Source organism: Chryseobacterium polytrichastri (genome assembly GCF_900142445.1).
GTDB lineage: Bacteria > Bacteroidota > Bacteroidia > Flavobacteriales > Weeksellaceae > Chryseobacterium > Chryseobacterium polytrichastri.
Genome location: NZ_FRAV01000004.1, coordinates 53439 through 80114, shown reverse-complemented (window position 1 = coordinate 80114; position 26676 = coordinate 53439). Strand labels below are relative to the sequence as shown.

The following is a 26676-nucleotide window of genomic DNA, read 5'->3' as shown; positions in this document are numbered from 1 at the left end:
AAAAATGTTTTGGTTTGATATATGCTATAACTAGTTCATAATAAAACCAATACCATAATTTAATTAAACACAAAATATCATGTTTCAGGATAACAAACCAACAAAAATACAAAGCCCTAAGAATATAAAAAATCCTTTATCTCAGATGGAGGAAAAGGCTGAAGAGAAAGTAATAAAGGGGGCTGAAGAAAAATTGGGTAAGGTGAATGAGGTTACTCAAAAAGCTACTGAAAAAGTGGCAAAGGTTCAACAGGCTTATTCTACAATTTCGCAAGGTTCTTCTACTATGTTGATGAACCAAGTGATTTCACCTAACAATCCAACAATCATAGAAGGGAAAGTTTGGGCTAAACAGCCGACTTCAAAAATATATAATGCAGGAGCAATTGCTATTAATCAAATTTTAGGAATCAACCGTGTTGTAAAGCTTGAAGTAATTATTGATGGCAAGTCTGTCAATCATTTTAAACATTTTAAGCTCACCCAAAGTGCCGTGAAGCATCATGAATTTACTTTAATGCTGGCTCATGACAGTTTGGGAAATGCTGAAAATCATAATCTTGAAGAAGCACAGAATTTTTTAGGGAAGCGTATTACGGTAGTTTTTAAATATAAAGATGTAGAAGAAGGCCCGGAAAGAAATTTTGTCGGGGTCATTACTGAAGTAGGTTTCAGTCAGGATAAAGGAAGTTTGGGCAATATTGTTCTTACAGGTTCCAGTCCGACCATTCTTTTAGATGCAGCGCCTCATATTCAAAGTTTTGGAGGTTCACAGGATATAAGCTTAAATAGCATTGCCGATCAGGTAATCAAAGAAGGTTTGGGACAAAATAATTTTGATTTTAGAGTAGACGCCCAACATGGAAATGTTTCTTACAGTTCTCAATATGAAGAAACCCATTATAATTATTTGGCAAGAATAGCTGAAGCGTATGGAGAACAATTCTTTTATGATGGTGAAGTTCTGCATTTCGGAAAACTTCCGCCTCAGGAAAAACCGGTACAGCTTACCTACGGCAGCAGCGTGAATGATGTTAAAATTAAAATGAAAGCACAACACGTAAACCCAACTTTTTACGGCTACAACAGCAGTAAAAACGAAAAATTAACAACAGGAAGTTCAAAAATTAATCATACTTCAGATATTGCTAAAAGAGCGTACGAAATTTCAGAAAAAACGTTTCAAACCCCTTCATTGAGGGTAGCCCCCATCAAAGCATATTCCTTTATGGATATTGATGCATCCCAAAAAGGAGCAGCCGGAAGTAAGGCTTCTAATGTATTTATAACATCGGGAACAACTACGATTCCATTTTTATACCCCGGATGTATTGCTGATATCGAAATGCGTAAAACGGACAGCAATGAAACAGCTTATTTTACCAAGTTAATGATCATAGAAGTTACCCACGAGGTGGATGCACGAGGCTATTATGACGGAACATTTGAGGCCATTGCTTCGGATACAGGTTTTATTCCACGCCCGGAGTTTGAACAGCCCAGAGCAGAATCTCAATTTGCAAAAGTAATTTCCAATACAGATCCATTAAATCAAGGCCGAGTGAAAGTAAAGTTTGATTGGCAAAGTGGATCGGATACTACAGAATTTATTCGTGTAATGACTCCTGATGCGGGAAGCAGCGATAAGGTGAGTAAGAATAGAGGGTTTATGGCGATTCCTGAAGTTGGAGATCAGGTGATCATTAATTTCGTTCATCAACATCCAGATCGACCATTCGTAATGGGAGGAATGTTTCATGGGAAAGTCGGCGGTGGTGGCGGACAGAATAACAATATCAAAAGCTTAAGCAGCCGTAGCGGAAATAAATTAGAGTTACATGATGGTGAAGGTTCAGTTTTCCTTACTGATCAGGGTGGTGTCAATATGAAATTTGATGGTGCGGGAAATGCAACAACCAATGCCAATAATAATAAAACGGTAACTGTAGGTAATAATAATACGGTTAATGCAGGGGCCAAACATTGTACGGATGTAGGAGAAGGACAAAGTGTTCTTACTTTAGATAAAGATGGAGTCATTAATCTTAATGGGGCGCAGAAAGTCACTTTAAGAGTAGGCGACAGCTACATTGAAATTACTGGAGAGAAAATAGTTGTTTCAAGTAAAGATATTGAGATCAACGGGCAATCTTCTTCTACCGTTAAAGGTTCTGGAAGTGCAAAAGCTGTGTTTAAAGGAGATACAATGATCACAGGCGGACAAGTAGATATAAACTAATAACATGGAATTAATTAAATACGAAATTCAAAAAGGAGATACTTTAGAATCTATAGCAGAAAGAGAAGGAATATCTGTGAAAGATCTTGTGAATTTCCATAATGATAATTGCGGACTGACAAATACTATTATTGGAAGTTCAATCCCTATTCATCTAAGATATTTGTTTTTTGAAGCCGGGGTTTCTCAGAAAATTGAAATTTCAAATATAAGTTTTCAAAAAAAAGCAAGATACAGGTGTGAACAAAATAACGTAATTGTGATAGATGGTAAGCCGAGTTTTTCTTCACAAACAAAAACACAATATCTTTTAAGTGTAAAAAAAGAAAATTCTGATAATATATTTGCTATAACGCTTGAAGATTATGTGAATTCTATTCAGCCCGAGGAGATGGAACCCGCTTTTAATCTGATAAAAGAAATAGAATTGGTAAGAAATAACGTTGTTTTTACTCAAAATGAAAAAGGAGAAATAAAGAGTATTATTAATCTATCCGAATTATCAGATAAATGGTTAAATTTTATCAATAATAAATCTAAAGAAATTCCTTTTTATAATGAAATGAAAGCCAGAGCACCAGAAACAATCGAAGATTTTATAGTCAATGGAAATAAAGAATTTTCTAATGAAAAAGAATTGGGAGCTGTTTTAGGTAAAAATCTGTTTTATCATATTTTACTTAAAGCAAATCTGAAAAATGATGATGATTTTAGAATTTCGCAGCAATCCCAGTTGTTTCCAAATATAAAACTGAATACAGATGTTTCTAAAATACTAGTTTCTAATGAGGAAAATATAACTACATACCGTCTTGTGGGAACTCTTGATAAAAATTCTGTAAACGAAAACGAGATCATTAAACTCTATCAGGAAATGTATCAGCCGATTATTAAATATTCATTTACAGAATTTAATTTTATATATAGAATCACTTATACAATACAAAACGAAACAGGATTTCTGATCAATGCTACCGTTTCCATTAAAGAACAGGTTAAAAATAATTATGAGATAATTACTAAATTTGAATTAAGAAGAATAGAATTATAATATGAGCAAAAAAAAAATAGAAATTCAAGTATATGATTTTAAAATTATTTTGAAGTATAGCATTTACGCTGCATTAATATCTTTATTAATTATGCTTTTTAGTTATATTCTGTCTAAATATATACATCCTTTATGGTTTGCAATTTTTGTAGTAGGGGTACCATATTCTTATTTTATGAATGAAATGAAAAAAAATATCAAAACTATTATTTTTACTGAAAACGAGATATTATTTGATACCCAAGCAATAAACTTAAATACTATTTCAAGTTATAGGATTTTTAATGCCTTAAGACTTTATTTTGGCTTGCGCTTTAACTTAAATACTACTAATAAATATATTTATTATGTGCCCGTTGAGTATAAAGAATCATTAAGTATTTATTTTAAAAAAAATGGCATAAAGGAAACTACTTTTTCTTCTGATTTTTTAATTAAACATTATCTGCTTTTATATCTATTTATCTATTTTGCTCTTCTTGTTTTAATCTATTACGTTAGTTTCAATTTATATTATTTTTTTAAATAATATTATTATGAGTAAAGCTTATATTCCCCAAAATACGTGGGTCGTATGTACTTTCCAAGAAAATACTGGACCTCAGAAATTAATTGCCACAAAATATGAACGAAAACAGTTTTCAATTTTATACAAGGGCGATGAAAAACTAATATTTCTAACAATAGGTGATAGGAATATAAAAGATAAATTTATCTGTAAAAAGCCTATGAATATAGCGATGGCAATTGGTGGGTTAATCGTAGGTATATTGCTTGCATCAAATCCCTTAGGCTGGATTGTAACGGGTATTTTATGTGCTACAATACTTATTGCGTCAGCTACTATTGCAATTGTTACACATGACTGTACAGCACCTTTAAAATCCGGAAAATGGATAAACGAAAAATCTAATGTAACTTTTGATAAACAGAAAGCAATCACAGAAGCTTCCATGCTTACTTGTGACAGTGGCGGGATATTACAGCCCATTATCAGTTATGATGTAGCAGTTCAGGCAGCTAAAGCCATTGCTTTTGAAAACATGAAAGAAACAGCTGTTACAACAGTTGCAGCTATTGCTACAGGATTTTTTATGGGAAAAGGAGGCGGGTTTTTAAAAGCCATGAAAGGTGTATTTACGAAATCAGGATTTTTGTTTACAGTTGGTGGTATGGGAGCTACTTATGCAATGACATTGTATCAAAGCAAAATCATGAGAGATAACGAAGGATATGCAAATAATGATATCTATCAGAGAATGAATAAAGCTGATGAAAAAGATTTCACCGATCCGAATACAGTGGCAAAAGAAACAGGGGAAACTACAAAAAATACTGTTTTATCAGGAGCTCCGCCAAGTGTCAAAGATTTAGCGAACGTTGTACAATTGTATAAAACAGGGAAAATAATCATTGAAGATAAAGCTTTAAAAGCACAGTTTGATCAGCTGTCTAAAATGAATAAAGTACAGCTCAGAAATAGTCCAAGAGCAAGAGCTTTAATAAAAAGCATTCAGCAAAAAAGGCCGGATGTTTTTAACGAAATAAAAAGAAGTCCGAATTCTAAACCCATAAGGCTAAGACCTCAGATGAGAGATAATGCAATATCTCATCTTAATGATGAAATCAAAAAAAATAAGTGGTCTCCAAATAATGAAAACTCATTATTGACCAAAGGAGCTTCTATTGTTTTATTTTTTGTACCATTAATAGGGGGGTATTTTTCTGAAAATGCAAGAAGAAAACTAGCTGAAAATGCTGTAAATGATGATACTTCTAGCATAAGTGTGCGCGCAAGCTCTTAAAAAGTTGTTACAATTACAAGATACTTAATAAAGGAATTAACAAAGATCAAGCTGAAAATTTGATAAAAGCATTACAAAACAAAGAAGCTTCAGTAAGAGTAAGAATGAACGTATTAGATAGAAAAGATTAAATGAAAAAGATAAATTAAGATTTCTTATTCTTATTTACTAACTAAGAATATTTAATTTTTTAATAGTTTTATATAGCTGATAATGAGTTTATATGGAAGATTATAATAAAGAATTAAAATGGACGAAAAATATAAGATTACTGGTGTTAACTTGAAAATTGAACTGATAATCGGATTATCTATAGTTCCATTTTTTTTGATATTCAGTATATTGACTATTTTTCTATACAATAACATAACGGATGTAGAGTTTAGAAATATTCCTTTTTATATTGTTGTAGGAGGAATGTTATTAGGAATATCACTAGGGTTGCTATTTGCAAAAGTATTAGGTAAGAAGATGAATGGCATATGGAGAATAGAAGTTAAGCAAGAATACTTATTGATATCTTTTAAAAAAGAGAAATGGACAATAAAGCTGGATAATATTTTAAAATTTAAAATTTATGGAAATCCTAATTTTAAATATGTAAGCATATTTACAAATAATGAAGTTGTTAGAATGAGGATTGGAAATAACGGATTAGCACCTTTTTCAAATACTGAAGACTTAAAAAAGTTGGATGTTTTTATTAAAAAAATACTACCTTTTTTCGATGGAAATTACTTAAAAAAAGATGGAACTGTAAAGCTATCCCCCGTTGGGACAGTAAAGTTAACCTATTTAAAAAAGTAATATTATGTACTTATATTATTAGGGTAAATCGATTCCTTTTAAAAGATTAAAAAATAAACATTTGTAAAAAATACGATGTTGAAATGTGAACAATCGGGAGAAATTCTCATGTTTTTATTTCCCATTTTGCTGGTTAAATATTTAAATAGGAATGGCAAAAAGAAATGATATCTTTAGCTTCAAGAATAGATCTAAAAAAAAAACTACAAAATAATCAAACGATAAAGATTTCAATATGAGAAAACTTATTTTTACTTTCATCATTATTTCATTTTCCTTCATCACGAATGTAAAGGGGCAAACCAATCCGCTTGCCAAAACAACGTGGGAAGTCGAAAAGATGAATGCTGATGGAAGCGCAACTTTTAAAAAAGCTAAATGGATTAAATTTCCTGAAGAAGAACCTAAATTTAACTTTCTTCAATTTGAAGCAGACAAAAAATTTCATACCGGAACGTCGTGTTTTCACATGATGGGAACGTACAGTGTGTATGAAGGTAACCAAGTGGAAATAAGCGAAGGGATGGCGGATATGGCTGGTGATTGCAAAGAGCCAAAAGCATTAAAGGGTACATATCAGTTCAAGATAGATAAAGACCGTTTAGAATTGAGTCCTGTTAAAGAATAAATATCGATTCTTAAATACAATAAAAATGAACCACAGAATATTTTTTTTGTGGTTTTTTAATGCTTTCCAGTCTAAATTTTAAACCTCTTCCCAAAATTCTGGAAAGAAAACATTCCTATTTTCTTATATTTGTTCATTATAGAATAGAATGGAGGCAACACAAGATAAAAGACTGTTTCTCATCGATGCTTATGCGATGATTTTCAGAGGATATTACGCATTGATCAGGAGTCCGAGAATTACAAGCACAGGAATTGATACCTCTGCAATTTTTGGATTTACCAATTCATTAATCGAATTGATCAGAAGAGAAAAACCATCTCATTTGGCAGTTGTTTTTGATGTAGGAAGAGCAAGTGTAAGAACCGATGACTTTGCAGAATACAAAGCCAACAGAAGTGAAACTCCGGAAGCTATTAAGATTGCAATTCCATATATCCATAGGATTTTAGAAGCGATGCATATTCCTCATTTAGGAGTGGAAGGGTATGAAGCAGATGACGTAATAGGAACCATTGCATGCAAAGCAGAAAAAGAAGGGTACACCACTTTTATGGTGACACCGGATAAAGATTTTGCACAATTAGTGACAGATAAAGTTAAGATTTATAAGCCGAGTTTAAAAGGAAGTGAGATTGAAATTCTGGGTGTTGAAGAAATCAAAGCTAAATATGAAATTGAAGACCCGAAACAGGTAATTGATTATCTTGCGATGATGGGTGATGCGGTAGATAACATTCCCGGATTAGAAGGAGTTGGAGAGAAAACGGCCATGAAATTCCTAAAAGAATTCGGAAGCATAGAAAATCTTTTGGCTAATACAGATAAATTAAAAGGTAAGCTTAAAGAAAAGGTAGAAGCTTCTGCAGAGCGTGGAATTTTATCTAAAAAATTAGCAACCATCATTTGTGATGTGCCTGTAGAATTCCATCAGGAACAATACGATCTTGAAACTCCGGATTTTGAAAAAGCAAAAAAGGTTTTTGACGAAATAGAATTCACAAGACTGTATGAAAATCTTTACCGTGCTTTTGCGCCTACTCAAACAGAAGTGGTAGCTAAAGATGCCGCTGGAAGCAGTGAAGAAGTTGCTAAGCCGGAAGAAACGCCTCAACAAAAAGTGGCGAAACAAATTGGTCAGTTAGATCTCTTTGCCAATTTTGAAGAACTGGATCAGGCAACTTCCACAAAATCCAGCATTGAGCAGAACGAACATTTATATCAGTTTGTTGATAATCCTAAGGCTCAGAAAATTTTAGTTCAAAACTTATTGAATCAAAAAGCTGTTTGTTTTGATACAGAAACAACTTCTTTGAATGAACTGGAAGCCGAATTGGTCGGAATGAGTTTCTCTTATAAAAAAGGCCTGGCGTACTATATTCCTTTCTCAGAAAGCAGAGAGGAGGTATTAGCAACGTTGGAAATTTTCAGACCGTTTTTTGAAAAGCAAGATTTACTTAAGATTGCTCACAACCTGAAATTCGATTATAAAATTTTAAAGCAATACGATATTACCGTTCAGGGAGCGATGTTCGACACGATGATCGCGCATTATCTTCTCAATCCGGACGGAAGACACGGAATGGACTATCTTTCAGAAGTCTATTTAAATTACAAGCCTGTTTCCATTGAAACCATTATCGGTAAAAAAGGAAAAAATCAGGGAACTTTCAGAGATGCAGATCTGAGAACACAGACCGATTATGCAGCGGAAGATGCAGACGTAACTTTCCAGTTGTATGAATTGTTTGCACCTCAATTAAAGAAAGAAAACTTAGAAGAACTGTTCTTCAACATTGAAATGCCGTTGATGGAAGTTTTAGCTAAAATGGAATTATCCGGAATTTCTCTGGATGAAAAATGGCTGGCTCAGGAAAGCATCGATCTTGAAAATGATCTAAGACAGTTAGAAGCAAAAATATTTGAAATTTCGGGGGAAGAGTTCAATATGAATTCACCAAAACAGTTGGGTGAAGTATTATTTGAAAAAATGCAGCTTGATCCGAAAGCGAAGAAGACTAAAACAGGTCAGTACGCTACTTCGGAAGATGTATTGCAGAAGTTGGCTTCAAAGCACGAAATTATTCAGCATATTCTTGAATACAGAACCTATCAGAAATTAAAATCGACGTATGTTGATGCGTTGCCATCACAGATCGACAAGGATGATCGTGTTCATACCAATTTCTCACAAACTACGGCTGCAACAGGTCGTTTGGCGAGTGTAAATCCGAATTTACAGAACATTCCGATCAGAACATTAAGAGGTCAGCAAATTCGTGGAGCGTTTGTTTCAGCAGAAGGGAAGAAGATTATTTCTGCCGATTACTCACAAATTGAATTGCGTTTGATTGCCGAAATTTCTGGTGAAGATAATATGATTAAAGCGTTCCAGGATGGTGAAGATATTCACGCTTCCACGGCGGCAAAATTGTTTAAAATTCCTTTAGAGGAAGTTTCCAAAACTCAGAGAAGTCAGGCTAAAACAGTAAACTTCGGAATCATTTATGGTCAGGGTGCTTTTGCATTAGCGGAACAAACCGGTTTGTCGAGAACAGAAGCCAAACAAATGATCGAAGCTTATTTCGAAACGTATCCAAAGTTGAAGCAATACATGGCTGAACAAGTCAATAAAGCTCGTGAAATCGGCTATGTTGAAACTATTTTAGGCAGAAAGCGTCATTTAAAAGATATCAATTCAGGAAACTTTGTGGTGAGAGGTCACGCCGAAAGAAATGCTGTCAATGCTCCTGTTCAGGGAAGTGCGGCTGATGTTGTGAAAATGGCGATGATTAAAATCCAAAAAGAACTGGAAAAAGAAAAACTTCAGACAAAAATGTTACTTCAGGTTCATGACGAATTGGTATTTGAAGCTCCAATTGATGAGGTTGAAGTCGCTAAAAATATCATTAAAACTGAAATGGAAAATGCCATTGAAACTCAGGTTCCGTTGTTGGTGGAGATTGGAGTAGGGAATAACTGGCTGGAAGCGCATTAAAAATAATTAATACCATTTTGGGTTTTAATTTACTGTAACGAAAATTTTCTAAAGAATAGATTAATAAGGAAATTTTCAATATTATTATTCCAGTAATTTTGATATGAAATTGGTATAATATTATTCCTTTTGAATGTATCTTTATCAGCCACGAAGTGGCGAAATAATAATAGCATCGGGTGAAGCCCGATGAAATAGAGATAAATGATAAGGTAGCCCTGAAGGGGCGTGACAATTAAAAGGATATAAATTTTATACAGATGCTTCGGCTCCGCTCAGCATGACATTTCTAATACTAACTGCATAATTATAGCAGTTTATTTTTAGCGTTGTCATGCTGAGCGAAGTCGAAGCATCTTTTATAATATATGAAAATTCTTAGGAAATCGAAAAAAAATATTTCTACTTCGCTTTCGAAATCGCCATTTTCACCGCAAGGAAAACCAACACACTTGCCATAAACCATTTTTGTACCTTGATCCATATTGGGTTCTTAGCGAAGAATAAAGCTATTTTGGCTGCGGTTAATACGATGATAAAGTTGATGGTAAAACTTATGAATGTCTGTATGATTCCAAGCTCTAGACTTTGTGTAAAAATGGAGCCGTATTCAGGTTTTATAAACTGTGGGAAAAACGATAAATAGAAAACGGCAACTTTGGGATTGAGGACATTGGTAAAGAAACCGACTGTAAATAATTTTGCAGGTTTGTCTATCGAAATGTTTTGATCAACCTCAAAAATATTTTTACTGTTGGGCTTAATGGCCTGATAAGCTAGGTATAAAAGATATATTGTTCCCAGTGTCTTTAAAACGATGTACGCATAAGGCACAGCAAATAATACTGCTGTAAGACCAAAAGAGACCATCACAATATGGAATAAAAAACCACAAACCACACCAGCAAGAGAGGTTAAGCCCGCCTTTTTTCCTTGTGTTATAGATCGGGAGATTAAATAGATCATGTTTGGTCCTGGGCTGATGACCAAGACAAAGGCTGCCAAAGCAAAAAAGAAAAGGTCGTGAATAGGAATCATAATTTTATTACCAATATTTTGCGGTACAAAGATAAGAATTCGGGCTTATTTTAATGACTTAAAAATTACCAATCTTTGGAATCAATCTTATTATAAGCATCTCTAATCACAGTTTCTGGATCGACATTTTTAAATAAAAACCTCTGCTTTTTAAGGTTAAATGTTTTTGATTTTGAAGGCATTTCTTCTTCCATGGTATTGGTTACTTCTTGAGTCAGTTTTCCTTTTAATACCTCGTAATAAAGCCCTTGATGACTGCCTGCTCCCATGTTGTAAGTTTCAATATAGGTAAGGATCAAATCACTGTTTATATATTTGAATTTACTGAAAAGATTTCCGTTCGGGCCAGTTGCGTATAAGTTGATATTTAATTCACCTTTTTCAATACTGATGTCTTCGGTGTCATAAATTTTGTAATGATCTCCCGTATATTCTGCAGGAAAAACGGTGTCGGAGGTTGTATCTAAACGATACGTTTTATCTGGATTTTTTAAAATCACTAAAACGGTTCGATCCGCCAAAGTATCTGCTTTTTCTCTCAATACCAAAGCCCTATCTGAAAGTCCGTCATTATTCAGATCACCTTCTGCTTCGTATTGTATTTCGTACGTATTCGAAACAAAATCGGATGCTTTTTTTCCTGTTTTTGGAAATCCGGATAACTGTTCGGTCTCCTGATTTTTTGTAACAGTTGTATCGATGTTTTTCTTGGCGAGTGTATCTGTTTTTTGCGGTGTTGCTGTTTTTTCGTTCTTGTGGCAAGAGTGAATTATAGAGAGGAATGCAACCAGAATTAGAATGAGTTTTTTCAAGGATATTATTTTGTAGTTTGTACAAATTTAATCTTTATTTCCTTATAATGTAATAAGATAATAGAGGTACAACCCAGACTCATAACAGGAAAAACTGACAGCGAAATGGTGTAATATAATTCTTCATTAAACAAATAGGTACTCCATGAAGATTCCCTTTCTACAAAAATAGTATAGTTCCAGAATAGCCATACGGTAACGAGAAGAATCAATTCTATAATTGCTTTAAGGTATATGTTTTTAAGTAATGAAAATATTGAAAATAGGATAGAAAAGAAAAAGCCTGTCAACAATGACATCAGCAATGCATCTTCAAAAAAACTACACTCTAAGCAACTACTCGAAGTATGATCTGAAAGTATTCCCATTGCCCAATATAACTGTACAAATGTTGCTGTCAACAAAACGATAAATGCAATTCCATTCTTCTGTAAAAATGAAAGAATGTGGGATTTTATGAGATGCATTATTTTTCTCAAGTGTTGTGGTTATCTTTTTATTTGCAATATTCTCTAAGTTCTTTTAAGATTTCTATTTGTCTTGAAATATACTGAATATTTAAATCATGATTCGGAATAAAAGTGTTCATTGCTTTAATATATTCTTCAGATTTCTCTTTGCCTTCATGTTCTTCTAATATTTTAGCAACCTGAATATTTCTTATTTTAGAAAGTTCATTTCTACTTTCATTCATCTTTTTCCAACTTTCTAAATGTTTAAAAAAATTATTAGTATTATTAATTTTATCAAGATAAATAATACTTTCTAAAATACTATCCTGATCGAAATAAAGTTCAGGTTTTTGTAGGTAATAGTGGAGGTATTGATTAAGATATTCAATGGTTTTTGGTTGATTATAAAAAGTGAAAACAAGAGAATAGAGGTCACCCACATAGCATACTTCACTTTTTAACAAGTGAATTCCAATAATATCTATCTGGCTTTCATAATTTTTAACTGCAGATAAATAAGCACCTACCAATCTTGCTCTCCAATTAAAATCTCCAAGAAGTGTTAATGTTACCTCCTCGGTTATTTCATCTTTAAGTTGTTTTATTTTTTCAATCCAAGAAGTATCATTGATACTCCTTATCTTCATATAAAAAGGAAGTACCCATTTATTGATAAACTCTTGATCAAGCTTAAAATCATTTCTATGACTTTTCAAATGTTCGAATACTGACCAATGTCTAACCGTGGCTCCTGCGGAATGCAGCTTAATTTGATTTTTTAAGTCGTCGTTCATTTTTAATGTTTGTCCAAGATTAATTAAAACTTTTAATAAAAAATTATCTTGTCTAATTTAATGATCAGCTTATATATTCTTTACTAAATATTCTAAACCGCAAACTCAATTTTCCCAAGGTAAACCAAGCTAAACATTTCATCTTCCACAGAAACGGGTTTTGCGATTTGTCCGCTGTTTAGGAAGATTAAAGAATTGATATCAGCCTTAATTTTAAGCTCATTGATTCTGCTTACCAAAGTCGGAAGCCATTGATCTGCAAAAGAATATTCTGAAAATTTATCATAGATGTTATTATTGGTGTCGTCAAAACCATATTCTACAAAATCATAATCCAACCAGATCGTATCCTGAGATTCTGCAAATTTTGAATTATGGGTTTCATCAGATTCTTCTTCCACATAAAATTCTTCATCTTCATTCACGAACTCTTCAAAATCTTCTTCAGTGCTAAAATTTCCTATCCAAAAATCTAATATTTGCGTATCCATACCTGTTTTATCTTCTTTTAAGTTTAAATTAATGATTTGTAATGATAAATAATTACTGTAATCGACTTCAAAGTTATGACAATATTTATAAATCTTTCAATAGAAAATACGGCTATTAGGGATTTTTACTTGTATTGATTGGGTATTTTGACACCATTTTTATTGTATTCTTTTTCCTAATTCACTCTCCTTGATCGTTTTCTCCAACCTTGAAATTCTCGTCTTTTCCTGCTTGGCACTCATGATCCAATGAAGCATTACTTTTTTATAAGACGGCGCCTGATTATTGAAAAATTCCCAGGCTTTTTGATGGGCTTTAAATTGTTTTTCATAAATGGGATCGAGCGTTGCAACTTCTGTTTCGTGAGAATAAATGGCAGATTTTTCTTCTTTTCTTAGCTCAAATGCTTTTAAACCTTCGGGTTTCATTAATCCTGCTTTGGTTAAGTCTTCTACTTTTTTGATGTTGATGGCACTCCAAATGCTCGTTGATTTTCTTGGCGTAAAACGAATAGAGTAGCTTTCTTCATCAATAGATTTTCTCACGCCGTCTATCCAACCGAAACACAAAGCCTGATCTACGGATTCCGACCAGCTCATTGTTGGCTTTTTACTGCCTACTTTATAGAAACCCACTAACAATTCTTTTTCTGTGGAATGGTTTTTCTCCAGCCATTCTCTGAATTTTTCCTGAATCTCGAAAAAAGTTGCTGTCATCTTATTGATTGTATTCTTGAATTTTTTGTTCCAATCTTTTTTCCAGATATTCATTTCCTCCTCTCAGTTCATGGCGGATGATCTCGGCTTCCAATTTATATTTTTTAATCTTTTCTTCAGACCAATGAGCGGGTGGTGGTTGAAGGTTGGTAATTCTATCGGCTAATTTTACGGCCCAAACTTCTTTGGGAAGTTTTTTGATGCGGTTTAAGCTATCCATCATTTTTTCATCCTTTTCCAAATCTGCATTTTTGGTTAATGCTAAAACGCCTTCTGCAACAGATTTACTAAACGTTTTTTCAAGTTCCTCGTAAGGGGTTGGAGTATCTTCCAGCACATCATGAAGCAAAGCGAGCTGAATCGCAAATTCACCATCAAAATTTTCTGTTCGTTCGGAAGCCAGTAAGATTTCCATGGCAACATTGCTCAAATGCACAATGTAAGGGAGATTGGTTCCCGGAATGGTTTGGTTTTGATCTGTGTGTTTCTGCGCTGCAAATTGTATTGTTGTCTGATAAATATCCTGAATGCTCATGTTTTAAAATTAATGATTTTAAATTACTATTGATCAAAACGTCTTTCGAAATCCGATTGTAGTATTTCTGATATTAAATTTTGTTAGGGTAAATATTTTGAAGTAATTCCTGCTAAAAATAAAGAAAATATTTCTATCTGGATTTCAATGCCCTGCTTCTATTTTTTAGTCTTTATAACAATAATATTATTGATTTTCAACTTGTTTTCCAGCCATTCCTTTAGTTTTTCTTCATCAATTTTAGTGTGAGATTCATAGATGAAAGCTGTTTGAACTCCTGTAGAATCTGGTTTATAGAATGTTTGCAGTTTTCCTAATGAGATTTCCTGTACTTCGGGGAATAAAATTCCTATTTCTTTTACAAGCTCAGGATTATCCATTTTGTATTTACTTAATTCTTCTTTTAATACATTGATTTGAATGTCTTTTTCACTAACCGTATTTTTTTGAGAATTAATTTCATTGAGGATTTCACTTTTCAGATCGGTTGTATTTTGTTTGATAATTAAATTGGTATTATTGATCCCAAATTTTGTTAGCGTTTGATTCAGATTTTTTATTTCAAGGCTGTCAAATTTTTTAGAAAGGAAGGCTAGCTCAATCGATTTTGGATTGGCAGTATAATTAATTTTCTTGTAAATAATAACATAGCCATTGTTATTAAATTCATCATTAATGAAGTTTTCTACATTTTGATTATATCGTCTTTCGTTCAATAAATTATAAGCCAAATAAAAACTTGGGATAATCATCAGAATAATAAGCACGGTGATGCCGTATCGGATTCTCTTTTCATAGATTTTATTGGTGAGGAGAACGGGCTGATATTGCAGAAACTTAATTACAAAAAAAGTGGCAATACAAATGAAGAAACAATTAATTGTATAGAGATAAAATGCTCCCAAGAAGAAAGAAAAATTTCCTGTGGCAATTCCAAATCCTGCCGTGCAGAGTGGTGGCATTAATGCGGTCGCGATAGCCACTCCCGGAATAGGATTTCCTTTTTCAACTCTTGTTATGGAAACAGCACCCACAATTCCTCCGAAAAATGCAATGAGAACATCATAAATATTGGGTGAAGTTCTTGCCAATAATTCTGATTGTGCTTCTTTAAAAGGGCTTAAATAAAAGTATAAAATAGAAACGGCTAAGCTTACAATGGTTGCTATTAAAAGATTTTTCATGGATTTTTTTAATAGACTGAAATTATAGGTGGCTAATGCAAAACCAGCTCCTACAATAGGACCCATCAAAGGAGAAATAAGCATCGCCCCAATAATTACGGGGGTAGAATTTACATTCAGACCCACGGAAGCTATTAATATGGCACAAGCTAAGATCCATAGATTAGAACCCCGAAAAGAAACATTTTGAGTAACATGGTCTAACACCAATTTAGGTTCTTCTTCCCCAATATGCAGATCTAAGAAATCAGAAATAATCTTTTTCATATCATTCGATGTATTGGTATTAAAGTTAATTCAATTTAACATGATTTGTTGAAAAAATAAATACAAATAGCGAAATGAAAGTAAAAATTCATTCCGCTATTTGTAAAGATATAGATGGCCTATTAATTTCTAAGAATTATCTACAGTTGGGCTTTATGATAGTCTATGGATTATTCTCCATTAAATACCTTCATAAGATTTTCAATCGCATTTTCAGAATGCATCAACACTGTATTTTCTAAGGTCAGTCTTGTTATCTCGGAAGCTCTTTCCAGCATCTTATTTTCATAAGATGAAATGGCAGTTTTTATATCTTTAAATTCATCATTTGTTAAGCTTTCAGCCAGCTCGTAAGCATCTTGCATAGCCATATTCACACCTTCTCCTGCATACGGTGGCATTCGGTGAGCAGCATCGCCAAGTAGGGTGAGATTAGCAAGAGGTTCCCATTTTTGATCGAGTGGATAATGGTATTGCGGACGAGGAATGATTGAAATTTCATCACTCTCAAATAATTCCTGCCAGATTTCATTCCACGAACTGTATTCTTTTTTGAACCAATCAGTAACCTGTTGTTTTTGAGTGAAATCAATTCCGGAATCTTTTACCCAATGTTCGTCAGTGTTACAGCCTGTGTAGAAAGTCAAGGTTCCATCTTCTTTTGTGCTGAACAATAAGGTCTGTTCATTATCCAAAGCGAAAATTTTACCGCCCTCAACGAGTTTCCAAATTTTTGGAGAATTAGTCTCAGCATTATAAATATTGCCTTCAATCATCGTTACTCCGGAATAAATAGGCTGAATATCTGTAATATAAGGACGGATCTTAGAGTTAGCTCCGTCTGCAGCAATCACGATATCTGCATAATAGGATGTGCCATTTTTGAAATGTAATAACCAGCCCTCACCATGCTTTTCCATAGAAATAAAATGACTGTCCCAAACTACGGTATTAGGTTGTAAGGATTCTAATAATATCTTACGAAGCGGAGTTCTGTCAATTTCAGGTCGGTCCTCGGAATGAGAGTTTTTCTCGGAATGTTCGTTTAAATAAATATTCAGATTTTTATCTACTACTTTTAATTTTCCGGCATCGGGACGATAATGTGCTTTGAAACCATCCATTAATCCGGCTCTGCGAAGGGCTTCTAAACCTGATTTTTCATGCAAATCCAACGTTGCTCCTTGCACCCGAACCTCTTTGTTGATATCTCTTTCATACACTTTTACCTCAGCATTTTTTAACTGTAAAAGTCTTGCTAAAGTCAATCCTCCGGGACCACCGCCAACAATGGCTATTTTTTTATCTTGTATCATCATAACGTTTATATTATGATGCAAAATTACTTTTCAGGGAGAAGGGAAAATTGTATAAATCGGTCGTTTTTATTTTGATTGAGTTCTTTCGGAAGAAATCCCGACAATTTTTTGATCTCTTTGATGAAATGAGATTGATCCGTAAAATTCTGCTCAGGAAATAATTTACCTTCTTTAATATGTTGGAAAGAAGCTCTGAAACGGAGAATGCCACAATAGGATTTTAATGAAATACCAAATTGCTGATTAAAATAACGGTTGATCTGTCTTTCGCTCCAAATCACTTTTTCTGAAAGTTCTTTTACGGTTAATGCGCCTTTTTCAGCATAAATCAAATCAAATAGCTTCCTTTTTCTTTCATCCATTTTTTGAGACTGAAGTTCTTGCTGTATTTTTTCGGATGCTTTTTGACAAAACTTTTCAAAATCATTTAAGTCATTGGCCGAAAAATTCCAGAAATCGAGGGGCAGACTTTTCGCTTCATTTAATAATTCTGAAACTGAAGTATGAAGAATATATTCTGCAGCCAGTAAATTAAAACTTACGGCAAATATTTTAGTTTTCTCAGCAATTACGATTTGTTCGGGATGTGTACAAATTCCCAATAACACAATATGAAAAGGTTCTTTTGTAGATTGAGAAAAGATCAAATCAATCCTGCCGTCGGGGAGAAGAATAACATTTTTACTTTCAGACGGATTATCCAGCATCCAGAAGCTTTCGACAACATCTTGAAGTGAAGGATCGGGCTGGCTGGATTGGTAGATTAAACTGCTCATTAAAGCAAATTTACTTAAAAACTAAAATAGTATACGGTTCATTTTTTTGCCCGGCTTTTGGAGAGACCAATCTTACGTGGGATTTATCTTTAAAATAGTCAACAAATGTTTCTCCACCAGGAATTTTTCCGGTTTCTGCTTTTTTGTAGCCTAGATTGGTAATCGTTTTTACATATTGATCATACTCTGTCTTGCCTTTAAACTGAAACTCTATTCTGTCTGATGATTTATTATTTTTATATTCGAATTTTCCGATTTTATATTGATAATCCGGACTGTCGTATTCATATAAATTAAACTCTGAACTTTCAGTTTTATCGTAATAAGAATACTTCAGTTTTTTAATTTCCTCTTTAAATGATGGCATATCCAGCTTGTTGAATTTTTCAAGTTGTTCCAATTGAAAAGCTTGCCCAAATCCGTGAAAATGGAATACTAGGATGAATAAAACGGTTGATATGGTTTTGAAACAATTCATGTGGAATTTGGTGTTTAGAATTAAAATTTTGAGTCTTTTATTTTGCTGATGTAATCATTTAATTGATCACTTTTAACTTCAATATCAGCAGGAATTCCTTTTCCTACTTCTTTATAAGGATATTTTGTTCGATCAATTAAAGTTCCTGTCGTAATCACTAAAAAGGCATTGTCCGGCAGTTTAAATTCTGAATTATCTGAGGTTAATCCCTGCGTATTGCAGCCTACGATTTTTACATTTTTCTGCCCTTTAAAACTGGCTACCACAAATTCTCCTGAGCTTGCCGTTTTCTTATTGGTTAAAATATAAATGGGCTTATTTTTATTCTTGATCTTGATCTCCGAAATAGGAATCGTAGCTATTTTTTGCTTCCCGAAATAAATACCATCATTTTTACTCATGAAAAAACTTATCGCTCCTGAATTGTCCATAGATCCTGATGCGTTATCGGTATCTAAAAAAGGACGGATTGATTTTAACATGGGAGAAAACATTCCGCCTTCATTATCTCTAAGATCAATGATCCAGAGCTTGGGGTTCGCTTGATCTAATTTTTTAACTTTATCATAGAACGTCTGCACATATTCATTCCAGTCATCCTGATTCATATTTCCGATGGCAGGTACGGTGATGTAAGCCATTGTATGATCAATCAAGCTGTCTTTTGGATAAGGGAATGCGGCTCCAACCTCTTTAAATCTTTTTAAATAGGCTTCAATAACTTCAGGCTCATAAAGTTTTGAATGCTGATCGCCTAATTTTCCAAGAATTTCTCTAATAATAGGGTAGGTTTCTCTAATGGTTTTCTTCTCACGAGCTTGTTGTAGATAGGTTTCTTTTATTGTGACCCAATCGATACTCTTTTTATTCACAGAGTTCTGCTCCATAATCTGAATGGCCTTTCCAACATAGGAGATCGAGGTTTCCTGTGAATATATTTTTCCTGTAAAAAGAAATACATAAAATAGCGAAAATAGAAGAATTCTTTTCATAAGTATGGATTGTTTTTAATAAATCGAAGATACTTATAATATTTGTTTCATTTATTCTTCAATTCCGTAGATTAGGAATTCTGATTTTCAATTCTTTTTATCAACTTGTTGAGGGTAAGTTTTGTCAATGAATATTCTATAAAAAATAAGCTGGTTGACAAAAGGGTTATGAAAATCATATAAATGACATCTTCATTAAAGCTCTTATCTAAGATTATTCTTACAATTAATGCAAGAAAAAGAATCATTAAAAATGCCATGAAAAAATACCAAAAAAAGCCGAGCCTGATGGTCGGGTTTTGAAAATCAGTTTTATTGAATTTTATAATTAGATTAGGTAAGAATCTTCCGATTGGAGATTTAATTCTGGATATTTCAAGTTTTTTCTTTGTTTCTCTACCGTAGAAAAGTTTATCCTCTTCCCTATGCCATGAAGTGGTATCAGCAAGATCTAAAATTATTGTTTTCTTTTTGGAAGAATTACGGATAGCATTTTCAATTTTTGCGTCTTCAAAATTTAAGTTGAGTTTCATGAAATGAGTTTAAAGATTTTGGTCATTAATTCTTTTATTTAAAATCGAATCCAGAAGTTTGATTTGATCCTGAGTAAGGTTTTTTAAATAGAGTTTTGAAGTTTGCGATATCAAATAATCTCTCATGAAAACAATTTCTACATTGTCTTTTCCAATATTGAATTCTCTTACCTGTATAGGTTTTCTGGTTTGTTTTGTGTATTTACTATTCGCGGTTGAGTATACGAGATTGATTGGACGGCTCGGAATAAAGTAAAAGCTCTTTGGAAATAAGAAAACAGAATTTTGATTGATCAATATATCAAATGAACACCATTCAAACCTTTGACGTAACATCCCACTTTTGGTAATGATTGAACCGGAAATATTGGTGATTTCTTTAGAATTTAATTGTTTGTAATTGGCAAGAATATTTCTTTTTTGGATTGAAAAATAAACGATGGAAAGTATAACCCAAGTAATCGGAACTAATACAATAGCAGGAAATTGAAATAATTGTTCAAACATTTTAATACATTAAATTTAAGCTGAATTAATCTTCGAATCTCCAATTATGAAGAACTAACGAAATGATGGTGTCTTTCCACAATTCATAAGCTTGTAACTTAGGTCTAATTGGGATGATTGAGGTTTTTATCCATTCATTTCTACCAACGATGTACATCAATGCATCATAATTTAGTTTTTTATTAAAAGGATTGATTACCAAAAGAGTCATCCCTTTACTTTCTCTGTTAGAAACTTCTTGTGAAAATTTTATTTCAATAGTTTTTGAAGGATTTTTATTCTCTTTAACAACATTCATTAATTTTATTACGTTGTTTTCAACTTCAGTTTCTATAAACAAATGTTCTCCGGGATAGATTTGTAAGGTATTTTCTTTAACTAAGTATTTTGATTTTGCTACTTCTTGCTGAAAAAATTGTACTGAGTCAACAGGTAATTTTAATGTAAAGGCTTCACGATATTCATTGTCATTTTGAGCAAAGAAAAAGTTGAAAACAAATAAAAATAACAGTAAAATTAAATTTTTGCTTTTATTCATGGTTTAGTAATAATCGCAAAAATAGTGATTTTAATTCTACACCACAGGCAACTTAAAATAAAAAGTACTTCCCTGATTCAGCGAGCTATTCACTCCAATTTCGCCATTTTGTTTTTCAATGAAATTTTTTGAAATCGCTAAGCCTAGACCTGTTCCGTTTTGATGTTCTCCGGGAACCTGAAAATAACGGTCGAAGATCTGACGATGGTATTTTTCATCAATTCCACTTCCTGTATCGGTAATGCTGAAAGTAACGAAGGTATCTGATTTTTCTACTACGATCCGAATATTTTCATCCTGAAAAGAATGTTTGATGGCATTGCTCAGGAAATTATTCATGACCCAAACTGTTTTATCAAAATCGGCGGAGACAAAATTGTTATCTTCTAACGAGCATTGAAAATTAATGGAAATATTTTTCTGTTCAGCCAGTTTTTCAACATTTTTCATAGCGGTCTGAACAATATTTTTGGGCGAACAATTTTCTATATGTAATCTGATATTTCCTGTTTCCACTTGTGATAAATTGAGGAGTTCACTGGTGATATCCAATAAACGTTGTCCATCCTCGTTGATGCTTTTTAATAATTCTTTTTGTTGCTCATTCAATTCTCCAAATTTTTGATTTCCTAACAACTGAACTCCCATTTTAATGGCAGAAATTGGCGTTTTTAATTCGTGAGAAATGGTTGCTATAAAATTAGTTTTAGCAAAATCCAATTCTTTAAAAGGAGTAATATTTCGGAGTAAAATTACTTTTCCGATGTATTTTTTCTCTTTTTCACCTGTTTTTACAATATTGATGGGAACAATTTCCTGTTCAAAATAATTCTCTTTATTATCGGTAACAATTTTTATCGGTTCTTTTACGGGATGATCAATGTTTTTTAGAAGCTCTCTTACTAAATCATTGTTAATTGCTACTTCATGAGCGGTCTTCCCGATGATTTCTTCTTTTCTAAGGTTGGTAATTTTTAAAGCTTCATCATTAATCATGTAGATAAAATGATTTTCATCCAAACCAATGACAGCATCGTGCATATTATTAACCAAGGTTTCAATTCTTTTTTTATCCATCAGTTGCGTAGAAAGGGTGCTGCTTTCATATTCCTGAAGTTTTTCTGCCATGATGTTGAATGAATTGGCAAGGTCGCTGAACTCTTCACTTCCTTTAAAATGAACTCTTTCGTTATAATTTTTATTGGCAATTTGTTTAATACTAAAAGTAAGTTGATTGATAGGCTCTGCAATGGTCTGAGGTAAATTAAACAACAAAATAAAAGCGATCAGAAAACAAACGGTTCCAATACTTACGATCCAGAAAGTGGCATTTTCAGCGGTAATAATGGCGATATCACTTTTACGTTCAATGCCTTTCATATTCAGCGACATAATCTTAGCCAGATCTTCACGAATGAGTTTTTCTTTTTCGTTGGTAGGTTGTTGTAAATAGCTGCTGAAATGTAGATTAAGATTTTGGGTGGCTTCTCTTTCACCAAATTCAGTGAGGTTTTTTTCCTGTAAAGCATTGTTTTTTTTAAAATCTTTAACAGCAATGGCGCTGTCTGTGCTTATTTTATCCAATGCCAACAGCATATTTTTGGAGAACTCTAAACTGTTGTAATTGGCGGTAAGAATTTTTTCGGTATCCGATTTTAATTTATTGATATACACAGAGCCAATTACTGAAAGTAAAACAATCAGTAAGAATAAAAGACCTACGCCGAGGGTCAGTTTGGTTTTAATTTTCATTGTGTTTAAGATAAAATGATAATATCAATCTGTCGCTCGTTCAATCGGTTCATCAAGGTGTAGATCCAGCTGTAGCCTGAAAGTCTTTGCCATAGTTTTGCATGAGGTTTTCCGATGCATACTGTGGTGATATTATGCTCAATAACATAATCTAAAATACCTTTATGCACACTGTTTTCTTTTACTCTAATCACTTTTGCACCCAATTCTTGTGCTAAATTAAAATTATTAATCAAATACCTTTGTTTAGCAAGGGCAATTTTTTCCGGATTTTCAGAGGGCTTCTGCACATATAAAACCGTCCATGGACTATTATAATAACTCGCCAATCTGGATGTTTTCCGGATGATATTTTTGGCAATTTTTTCGTTACTGCTGATGCAGGCAAGGAATTTTATAGGTTTAAAATTTTCTGTTTTAACTTCTGTTTCCACCTTTTTTTCAACGTGCGTAGCAACTTCTTTTAAGGCTAATTCGCGAAGCTGTAAAATATGCCCGCTTTGAAAGAAATTACTAAGTGCTGTCTGAATTTTTTCCTTTTTGTAAATCTTGCCTTCTTTCAGTCTTGTTAAAAGTTCATCTGCGGTTAAATCGATATTGACGACCTCATCTGCCAACGCTAAAATTTTATCGGGAACGCGTTCTGAAACTTCAATTCCTGTGATTTTTTTTACCTCTTCATTTAAACTTTCAATATGCTGAATATTCATCGCGCTGATGACGTTGATTCCATTGTCCAGGATTTCCATCACATCCTGCCATCGTTTTTTGTTTTTTGAACCTTCTACATTGGTATGTGCCAATTCATCTACCAAAACAACTTCTGGATGTTCATTAAGAATGGTCTGAAGATCCATTTCCTCAAGATTTTTGCCTTTATAAAAAGCAGATCTTCGAGGAATTTCAGGAATTCCGTCTACTAAAGCTACCGTTTCTTCTCTTCCATGAGTTTCTATGTAGCCAATCTTTACATCAATACCATTTCGCAACAAAGCATGCGCTTCCTGAAGCATTCGGAATGTTTTTCCAACACCTGCACTCATCCCAATATAGATTTTAAATTTCCCTTTTTTGGATTTTTGAATGAGTTCTAAAAATTGCTTTGCTGATGATGACATTGATTTTATTCTTTTTAGTTTTATTTTTTCAAACACAAAATATTCAATTTAAAAACCACAAAAGCAACAAAAGTTTTAAACACTTTAGTCTATCAAAAAGCTTTTGACTCTTTTGTGGTTAAAATTTGTTCTTAAAACCAAGCTGCTAAACTTGTTGTAATAAAAAAGTTTCCTTGTTTAAGTTCATCGTTCTTTACAAAGATCGCATCTTTTGACGTAAAACCTCTTGCTTCTGTACGGAATACCACATTCTTTAAAATCGCATAATCTACGTTCAGCGAATATCCGAAAGTCTGAAAGCCGTTGGGCGTTTTCGTGTTGATGATTACTCCGTTTTTATCACTGTAATATTCCAATCTTCCGGCCAATGTCCATTTATTATCCAATTGATATTTCATTAAAATATTGGGACTGTACCAAAGATTATATTGCTCGCTTCCTTTTGATTTTTGCTCTGCTCCGATATCAAAACCAAGAATGGTAGAAAACTGTTTTGTTACTTGAAAGATCCCATGTAAATCATGAAAATAACGCATTTTTTTCTCTTCTCTTGATTTATCATTTCCGATGAATGAACTGCTGTTTAATGTAATCTTATCATTCGGTTTATAGGTGAGCTGATGTCCGAAAGAAATGGTCTGATTGCCTTCCACTTTTGCAATACGTTGCCATCCGTTCAGAACCAATCCGCTTACGAACCATTTTCCGCTGTCTGAAGTGTAAGAAATTTTGGCTCCTGTTTCAAAGTAAGGCGAATTTTCCGCAGCCAAACTTCTTGTAAGGTTCATATTATCTTTTCCTATAGCACTTTCCCAGCCGATGTGGGAAGGCATAATCCCTGCATCAATCCATAAGTTTTTATTTTTTGATATTTTAATTCCAATATTAGCTTCATTTACATAACGTAGAGCATCTTGCTCTGATGCCATATTATCTTGTGTGTAAGTTCCTGCCATTAAAGCAAAATTAGCACGTAGGTTTTCACTTTGGTATGCTGCTTTTACAAGTCCTAGATTAAGATTCAGTTCATTATGACGATTGTATGAATATAGAAAATTCTGACGAAGATGATTGGAAGATTCATTAAAATCATAGGTGTAAAATAGTTCGGCATAGGCTGAAAAAGTTACTTTATGTTGTTCTGTTTTTATTGAATCTGAAGATTGCGCTTTTGCGTCAAAAATTCCCAATAATGCACCAATGGCAATATATTTTTTCATGGTAGGTTTACAAATTATTTAATCAATTAAAATTACAGTCTGAACATTACCGCTAAGGTAAATCTACTGTCAGACTTTCTTAAATCGGGTCTCCAAGAATCTATCGGAGTGTCAATCCATCCATCCGGGCTTGTTGTTCCGCCAGAACCTGCGAAATAAGGAATATTGCTTTTTCTGAATCCGTATTCTAATCTGAATGTTAAAAATTGGTTAGGCATTAAATCAACGGTTGCTGTTCCCTGAAACATTTTTAGTTTTTCTCCTTTTGCAATAGCATCATTAAAATCATTATTAGGAACCGGAGAAGGGGAGAAGGCCAAATAAGCTCCAGGATTTGAAACGGCATCTGCTCTCAGGGATAAAGCCACTTTATTGTGATGAAACCAAAGTCTGTTGCCAATAGAAGTCCCAATCATATAATTGTCTTTAGCCTTTACGCCACCTCCGGTCTGAAACCCATAATGGTTATTGATACTGAAGGCAGCTTGCGATAATCCACTGCTTTCTTTGTTGTTATAATATCTCGCAACAATGCTGTGATCATGGTGAAAACGTTTAACATCCGGGTTGTTACGGGTATCTTTTCCGTTTAAATAAAAATTGGCAACCAATTGAATGTTTTCATTCGGGCGATAGTAGTTTGAAACACCCAATCCAAGACCGGTATTCCAAGAATTATAGGTCTGCCAACCATTGAGAACCCAAAGTTCAACTTTGTATTTTTTTGAAGGATAGGCTTGAATTCTGGCTCCCTGAAAATAGAAAGGTGTAAAATCACACACTAAACTTCTTTGGTAATTCCAGTTTTCTCCTAACACGTAACTTTCCAACCCAATATAGCTCATGAAAATCCCGGCTTCAACATTCAGTCCATGCATGACATTGAAATGATATCCTGCAGCTGCTTCACGAATATATTTTAAGTTACTTCCGCTTGTATTTTTACCGTGATTTAGGGTTCCGTCAAGATCCTGAACAATAGACCCCATCTGTCCGAATTGTAGCCACAAACGGCCGATCATATTTTTATAATTGGTTTCCAACCCAATGCTTGCCATATTAATCGTTACTTCATTTGAACGACCAATTGCTGATGAAATGGTATGGGTATTATCTTGCGGATGGCGAAAATCATAGTTATAATAGGCATCTACATACGTTACGCCCGTTAAAATTGTTTCTCCATCTTTATCTTTTAAGGTTAAAGGGAAATCTGTCTGACGGTTTTGTCCGTTGATCCAACTTAGATCATAGCCGTCAAAAGGGATTTTAGAATCAGTTTTTGTAATTAAGGAATCTTTAGGCTTCATGGTAATGGAGTCTTTTTGAATTTCCTGAGCATTAATTTGACTTACAGTAGCCAATGCTAAAAAAAATGCAGCCTGAATAGTTTTTGATTTCATTATATAAATGGTGATAATGAGATTGTTATTTAAATTAAAAGGATAATATAAACGACTTAGGAGTTGGAGGCGTTAAGAAAATTAGTTCTGTGAACATTAAGAAAATTCTACTGTTTGAGCACGAGACCAATTTAGAACCGAAGAACAAATAGTAAATTCGTGCGAGTTTTAGAATTTTTAGAGAACAGAAGTAATTTTTAGCCGACAAATCCAGTCTTGAAT

26 protein-coding genes are annotated in these 26676 nt (G+C 33.4%); 7 read left to right on the top strand and 19 right to left on the bottom strand.

What is annotated here, in order from left to right; translation table 11 throughout:
- Positions 1-79: 79 nt before the first annotated feature.
- The 7 genes from BUB80_RS03440 to polA all read left to right on the top strand — a co-directional run bounded on the left by BUB80_RS03440 (position 80) and on the right by polA (position 9528).
- Positions 80-2239, top strand: coding sequence for a type VI secretion system Vgr family protein (locus BUB80_RS03440; RefSeq protein ID WP_083547022.1), 2160 nt, complete (start codon positions 80-82; stop codon positions 2237-2239).
- A gap of 4 nt (positions 2240-2243) precedes the next feature.
- Entirely contained in the window at positions 2244-3290 is a 1047-nt protein-coding gene (locus tag BUB80_RS03435) for a LysM peptidoglycan-binding domain-containing protein (RefSeq protein ID WP_073290960.1), read from the top strand.
- 1 nt (position 3291) lies between these two features.
- On the top strand, positions 3292-3819 hold the full coding sequence (locus BUB80_RS03430; protein ID WP_073290958.1) for a hypothetical protein: 528 nt from the start codon (positions 3292-3294) through the stop codon (positions 3817-3819).
- A gap of 7 nt (positions 3820-3826) precedes the next feature.
- Positions 3827-5095 (top strand): PAAR-like protein, encoded by a 1269-nt coding sequence (locus BUB80_RS03425; RefSeq protein ID WP_073290956.1) that lies wholly within the window; start codon positions 3827-3829, stop codon positions 5093-5095.
- A 249-nt stretch (positions 5096-5344) separates the two neighbouring features.
- Positions 5345-5902, top strand: a complete 558-nt coding sequence (locus tag BUB80_RS03420) for a hypothetical protein (RefSeq protein WP_073290954.1) — start codon at positions 5345-5347, stop codon at positions 5900-5902.
- Positions 5903-6137: 235 nt separating this feature from the next.
- Positions 6138-6530, top strand: a complete 393-nt coding sequence (locus tag BUB80_RS03415; RefSeq protein ID WP_073290953.1) for an META domain-containing protein — start codon at positions 6138-6140, stop codon at positions 6528-6530.
- A 148-nt stretch (positions 6531-6678) separates the two neighbouring features.
- On the top strand, positions 6679-9528 hold the full coding sequence (polA, locus tag BUB80_RS03410) for a DNA polymerase I (protein ID WP_073290950.1): 2850 nt from the start codon (positions 6679-6681) through the stop codon (positions 9526-9528).
- A gap of 402 nt (positions 9529-9930) precedes the next feature.
- Here polA and BUB80_RS03405 read toward each other — a convergent pair whose 3' ends face one another.
- The 19 genes from BUB80_RS03405 to BUB80_RS03315 form a co-directional block, all read right to left on the bottom strand.
- Positions 9931-10566, bottom strand: coding sequence for a LysE family translocator (locus BUB80_RS03405; protein WP_073290948.1), 636 nt, complete (start codon positions 10564-10566; stop codon positions 9931-9933).
- A gap of 65 nt (positions 10567-10631) precedes the next feature.
- Positions 10632-11378, bottom strand: a complete 747-nt coding sequence (locus BUB80_RS03400) for a hypothetical protein (protein ID WP_073290947.1) — start codon at positions 11376-11378, stop codon at positions 10632-10634.
- A gap of 5 nt (positions 11379-11383) precedes the next feature.
- On the bottom strand, positions 11384-11845 hold the full coding sequence (locus tag BUB80_RS03395; RefSeq protein ID WP_073290945.1) for a hypothetical protein: 462 nt from the start codon (positions 11843-11845) through the stop codon (positions 11384-11386).
- A 29-nt stretch (positions 11846-11874) separates the two neighbouring features.
- On the bottom strand, positions 11875-12624 hold the full coding sequence (locus tag BUB80_RS03390) for a DUF6000 family protein (RefSeq protein WP_073290943.1): 750 nt from the start codon (positions 12622-12624) through the stop codon (positions 11875-11877).
- Between the two features lie 92 nt (positions 12625-12716).
- Complete coding sequence (locus BUB80_RS03385; protein ID WP_073290941.1) at positions 12717-13115, bottom strand: immunity 22 family protein; 399 nt, start codon at positions 13113-13115, stop codon at positions 12717-12719.
- Positions 13116-13274: 159 nt separating this feature from the next.
- Positions 13275-13832, bottom strand: coding sequence for a YdeI/OmpD-associated family protein (locus BUB80_RS03380; RefSeq protein WP_073291139.1), 558 nt, complete (start codon positions 13830-13832; stop codon positions 13275-13277).
- Position 13833: 1 nt separating this feature from the next.
- Entirely contained in the window at positions 13834-14367 is a 534-nt protein-coding gene (locus BUB80_RS03375) for an HD domain-containing protein (protein ID WP_073290939.1), read from the bottom strand.
- Between the two features lie 158 nt (positions 14368-14525).
- Positions 14526-15818 (bottom strand): DUF389 domain-containing protein, encoded by a 1293-nt coding sequence (locus BUB80_RS03370; RefSeq protein WP_073290937.1) that lies wholly within the window; start codon positions 15816-15818, stop codon positions 14526-14528.
- A gap of 170 nt (positions 15819-15988) precedes the next feature.
- A complete protein-coding gene (locus BUB80_RS03365; protein ID WP_073290935.1) occupies positions 15989-17137 on the bottom strand; it encodes an FAD-dependent oxidoreductase in 1149 nt (382 codons plus the stop codon).
- Positions 17138-17160: 23 nt separating this feature from the next.
- On the bottom strand, positions 17161-17913 hold the full coding sequence (locus tag BUB80_RS03360) for a helix-turn-helix domain-containing protein (RefSeq protein WP_073290933.1): 753 nt from the start codon (positions 17911-17913) through the stop codon (positions 17161-17163).
- A 10-nt stretch (positions 17914-17923) separates the two neighbouring features.
- Positions 17924-18391, bottom strand: a complete 468-nt coding sequence (locus BUB80_RS03355) for a hypothetical protein (protein WP_073290932.1) — start codon at positions 18389-18391, stop codon at positions 17924-17926.
- 20 nt (positions 18392-18411) lie between these two features.
- Positions 18412-19383 (bottom strand): S41 family peptidase, encoded by a 972-nt coding sequence (locus BUB80_RS03350; protein ID WP_073290930.1) that lies wholly within the window; start codon positions 19381-19383, stop codon positions 18412-18414.
- Positions 19384-19454: 71 nt separating this feature from the next.
- Entirely contained in the window at positions 19455-19916 is a 462-nt protein-coding gene (locus tag BUB80_RS03345; RefSeq protein WP_073290929.1) for a hypothetical protein, read from the bottom strand.
- Between the two features lie 9 nt (positions 19917-19925).
- Positions 19926-20423, bottom strand: a complete 498-nt coding sequence (locus BUB80_RS03340) for a hypothetical protein (RefSeq protein WP_073290927.1) — start codon at positions 20421-20423, stop codon at positions 19926-19928.
- 25 nt (positions 20424-20448) lie between these two features.
- A complete protein-coding gene (locus BUB80_RS03335; protein ID WP_073290925.1) occupies positions 20449-20961 on the bottom strand; it encodes a hypothetical protein in 513 nt (170 codons plus the stop codon).
- Between the two features lie 36 nt (positions 20962-20997).
- Positions 20998-22713 carry an ATP-binding protein gene (locus BUB80_RS03330; RefSeq protein WP_073290923.1) on the bottom strand — a complete coding sequence of 572 codons (1716 nt, stop codon included), beginning with the start codon at positions 22711-22713 and terminating at the stop codon, positions 20998-21000.
- A gap of 5 nt (positions 22714-22718) precedes the next feature.
- On the bottom strand, positions 22719-23831 hold the full coding sequence (locus tag BUB80_RS03325; RefSeq protein WP_073290921.1) for a histidine kinase: 1113 nt from the start codon (positions 23829-23831) through the stop codon (positions 22719-22721).
- A gap of 131 nt (positions 23832-23962) precedes the next feature.
- Positions 23963-25051: a porin gene (locus tag BUB80_RS03320; protein WP_073290919.1), complete on the bottom strand. Its 1089-nt coding sequence runs from the start codon at positions 25049-25051 to the stop codon at positions 23963-23965.
- A gap of 32 nt (positions 25052-25083) precedes the next feature.
- Complete coding sequence (locus BUB80_RS03315; RefSeq protein WP_073290918.1) at positions 25084-26454, bottom strand: outer membrane beta-barrel protein; 1371 nt, start codon at positions 26452-26454, stop codon at positions 25084-25086.
- Positions 26455-26676: the final 222 nt, after the last annotated feature.

What these genes read in the sequence shown, in the direction of transcription:
- BUB80_RS03320 (WP_073290919.1), bottom strand. Translation starts at nt 25,051, where the DNA reads ATGAAAAAATATATTGCCATTGGTGCATTATTGGGAATTTTTGACGCA.
- BUB80_RS03440 (WP_083547022.1), top strand. Translation starts at nt 80, where the DNA reads ATGTTTCAGGATAACAAACCAACAAAAATACAAAGCCCTAAGAATATA.
- BUB80_RS03375 (WP_073290939.1), bottom strand. Translation starts at nt 14,367, where the DNA reads ATGAGCATTCAGGATATTTATCAGACAACAATACAATTTGCAGCGCAG.
- BUB80_RS03350 (WP_073290930.1), bottom strand. Translation starts at nt 19,383, where the DNA reads ATGAAAAGAATTCTTCTATTTTCGCTATTTTATGTATTTCTTTTTACA.
- BUB80_RS03435 (WP_073290960.1), top strand. Translation starts at nt 2,244, where the DNA reads ATGGAATTAATTAAATACGAAATTCAAAAAGGAGATACTTTAGAATCT.
- BUB80_RS03340 (WP_073290927.1), bottom strand. Translation starts at nt 20,423, where the DNA reads ATGTTTGAACAATTATTTCAATTTCCTGCTATTGTATTAGTTCCGATT.
- BUB80_RS03425 (WP_073290956.1), top strand. Translation starts at nt 3,827, where the DNA reads ATGAGTAAAGCTTATATTCCCCAAAATACGTGGGTCGTATGTACTTTC.
- BUB80_RS03355 (WP_073290932.1), bottom strand. Translation starts at nt 18,391, where the DNA reads ATGAATTGTTTCAAAACCATATCAACCGTTTTATTCATCCTAGTATTC.
- BUB80_RS03325 (WP_073290921.1), bottom strand. Translation starts at nt 23,831, where the DNA reads ATGTCATCATCAGCAAAGCAATTTTTAGAACTCATTCAAAAATCCAAA.
- BUB80_RS03395 (WP_073290945.1), bottom strand. Translation starts at nt 11,845, where the DNA reads ATGCATCTCATAAAATCCCACATTCTTTCATTTTTACAGAAGAATGGA.
- BUB80_RS03415 (WP_073290953.1), top strand. Translation starts at nt 6,138, where the DNA reads ATGAGAAAACTTATTTTTACTTTCATCATTATTTCATTTTCCTTCATC.
- BUB80_RS03345 (WP_073290929.1), bottom strand. Translation starts at nt 19,916, where the DNA reads ATGAAACTCAACTTAAATTTTGAAGACGCAAAAATTGAAAATGCTATC.
- BUB80_RS03385 (WP_073290941.1), bottom strand. Translation starts at nt 13,115, where the DNA reads ATGGATACGCAAATATTAGATTTTTGGATAGGAAATTTTAGCACTGAA.
- BUB80_RS03335 (WP_073290925.1), bottom strand. Translation starts at nt 20,961, where the DNA reads ATGAATAAAAGCAAAAATTTAATTTTACTGTTATTTTTATTTGTTTTC.
- BUB80_RS03380 (WP_073291139.1), bottom strand. Translation starts at nt 13,832, where the DNA reads ATGACAGCAACTTTTTTCGAGATTCAGGAAAAATTCAGAGAATGGCTG.
- BUB80_RS03370 (WP_073290937.1), bottom strand. Translation starts at nt 15,818, where the DNA reads ATGAAAAAGATTATTTCTGATTTCTTAGATCTGCATATTGGGGAAGAA.
- polA (WP_073290950.1), top strand. Translation starts at nt 6,679, where the DNA reads ATGGAGGCAACACAAGATAAAAGACTGTTTCTCATCGATGCTTATGCG.
- BUB80_RS03365 (WP_073290935.1), bottom strand. Translation starts at nt 17,137, where the DNA reads ATGATGATACAAGATAAAAAAATAGCCATTGTTGGCGGTGGTCCCGGA.
- BUB80_RS03420 (WP_073290954.1), top strand. Translation starts at nt 5,345, where the DNA reads ATGGACGAAAAATATAAGATTACTGGTGTTAACTTGAAAATTGAACTG.
- BUB80_RS03330 (WP_073290923.1), bottom strand. Translation starts at nt 22,713, where the DNA reads ATGAAAATTAAAACCAAACTGACCCTCGGCGTAGGTCTTTTATTCTTA.
- BUB80_RS03360 (WP_073290933.1), bottom strand. Translation starts at nt 17,913, where the DNA reads ATGAGCAGTTTAATCTACCAATCCAGCCAGCCCGATCCTTCACTTCAA.
- BUB80_RS03405 (WP_073290948.1), bottom strand. Translation starts at nt 10,566, where the DNA reads ATGATTCCTATTCACGACCTTTTCTTTTTTGCTTTGGCAGCCTTTGTC.
- BUB80_RS03390 (WP_073290943.1), bottom strand. Translation starts at nt 12,624, where the DNA reads ATGAACGACGACTTAAAAAATCAAATTAAGCTGCATTCCGCAGGAGCC.
- BUB80_RS03315 (WP_073290918.1), bottom strand. Translation starts at nt 26,454, where the DNA reads ATGAAATCAAAAACTATTCAGGCTGCATTTTTTTTAGCATTGGCTACT.
- BUB80_RS03430 (WP_073290958.1), top strand. Translation starts at nt 3,292, where the DNA reads ATGAGCAAAAAAAAAATAGAAATTCAAGTATATGATTTTAAAATTATT.